This is a genomic window from Gemmatimonadaceae bacterium (assembly GCA_035633115.1).
GTDB lineage: Bacteria > Gemmatimonadota > Gemmatimonadetes > Gemmatimonadales > Gemmatimonadaceae > UBA4720.
In genome coordinates this window covers 1-2,073 of record DASQFN010000010.1, presented here as the reverse complement: position 1 = coordinate 2,073, position 2,073 = coordinate 1, and the positions used below count along the sequence as shown (strand labels likewise).

The following is a 2,073-nucleotide window of genomic DNA, read 5'->3' as shown; positions in this document are numbered from 1 at the left end:
CAATTCGACCAATTGACGGACAATCGCTAAACCTAAGCCTAACCCGCCGAATGCTCGCGTGGTCGTCGCATCGGCTTGCCGGAAGCGGTCGAAGACGTGCGGCAGAAACTCCGTCGCGATGCCTTTGCCGGTATCGCTGACTGTAACTTCGACATGTGATTCGACGCGCTCCAGACTAACAATCACGCGCCCGCCTTTCGGCGTGAACTTGATGGCGTTCGAGATGAGATTCCACGCCACCTGTTGCAACCGGTCAGGGTCGCCCGAGACTTGCCCCGCCGGAGACTCGAGTTGCAACTGTAAACGCATCTCCCTGGCTTCCGCCGTCGGGCGCAGGCCGTCAACCGCCGCGATGATGATGGTGCCGAGGTCAACGGGTTGCACGCTCAGGCGCAACTTGCCGGTGATGATGCGTGAGACATCGAGCAGATCGTCAATCATCTGCACTTGCATCCGTGCATTACGCCGGATGACTTCGATGGCGCGTAAGGAAGCCACCGGGTCGAGCTTAGGATTTCCTAACATCTGCGCCCACCCGACAATCGATGTCAGCGGCGTGCGCAGCTCATGCGAGAGCGTGGCGAGAAATTCATCTTTGAGCTGATTCGCTCTCTCCGCGGTTTCCGTGAGTTCATGTTGCCGGGTTGCAGAGAGCAGGAGCTGTTCGTTCATCGCCATCACTTGTCTTCGGAAGATCGCCATCTCTGTCGTATCGGTCACCTGGATTATGACCCCCACCGGGCGTTCGTCCGCCCCGAGTATTGCCCACACCGAATAAGACCAGTAAACGGGTGGCGTTTGGCAGTGCTCCTGCTCGACTAAAATCTCCGGCGTTCCCGTGCGATACACACGGTCGAAAAGCGAGAGACATCTATTTTCCTTCCCTTCCGGCACGGCCTCGGCGAAGGGGCGTCCCACCAGTTCCGTTGCCTCCTTCCCGACAAGGCGCGAGAACGCGGGATTGAGGTGGCGCACGATGTGCGTCGTTCCCTCGACGGCGACCATGGGGTGCGGTGAAAGTTCGGAAAAGTACCGGCTGAGGCGCACAAGGTCGAAAGCCTCCCTCGTGACTGATCTTGGTTCCTCACGCATATGGCACTCCTACTGATTACTTTCCAGTTCGTGCGGGAACTCCTGGATTTCCCCCGGCTCAGCGTTCCATCGCCCGGGAACCCCCGTGGTCAGGCCGCGATAGCCCCTGAATCGCTCGCCGATGACAAAACCCTCGGAAGTGATTTCGAATTCGCGTATGTCAATGCTGTGTCTGCTGCGACGCATCTTGATGACTACGATCATCTTGCGGTGTTGGCCGTTGATCGACACGAACCGCAGGCGGAGGATGTCGTCGCTGAGGAACGAGATCGCGTAGGAGCTGAAGCTGAACCCGATAAAGAGCTCCTGAATTTCAACGGTGCTGAGGATCGTCACACCAGTCCTCGTGAGTGCGCCGATCATCCGATACAGCGATTCCCGGAAGTCGGTGCGGAAACCGGGAGCCAGCGCCATCTCAAACCCGGCCAGCGAATCTATCACCAGCCGCTTGGCGCCCATCTCCTGCACCGCATCGATGATTTCACGCACCGTTTCATCTACGGAAAGGTCGAGGGGGCGGATGTAGAGGAGTTTGAGTTTGCCCTCCTTCTGCGGCGTGTCCAGGTCGAGGCCAAAGCTGGCGGCCCTCTCCGCGTACTCCTCGGGCCGTTCCTCAAACATCGCCACGATCCCAGGCTCCCCCTGACGGAGGCCCTCGACGATGAACTGGGTACCCAGCAGCGACTTCCCCGTCCCCGATGAGCCCGCCACCAGCAAACTGTCCCCTTCGGGAATGCCCCCGCCCAGCATCTCGTCCAGTTCGGGGATGCCGCACGAAAGACGCCGATGTCCCTTTACCTTCTCTTCTCTTCCGGTGAGGCCGAAGGTGCGCGGGAAGGCTTGCAGCCCCGAATCGGTGATGCGGAAGGTGTGCAGCCCCGGCACCGAGGCTTGCCCGCGCGACTTCCTGATCTGCAACTTCCGCACGATGGAGTTCCGCTCCACCTGCTGGGAGAGCCAGAAGAGTCCGTCGGCGACGGT

Annotated in this window: 2 protein-coding genes; both read right to left on the bottom strand. The window is 59.9% G+C overall.

Translation table 11 applies throughout. The annotated features are described in order from the left end of the window. On the bottom strand, positions 1 to 1,092 hold a 1,092-nt coding region (locus tag VES88_01010), incomplete at its 3' end, for an ATP-binding protein (protein ID HYN80053.1). 9 nt (positions 1,093 to 1,101) lie between these two features. Beyond that, a partial coding sequence (locus VES88_01005; protein HYN80052.1) for an ATPase domain-containing protein occupies positions 1,102 to 2,073 on the bottom strand: 972 nt, incomplete at its 5' end.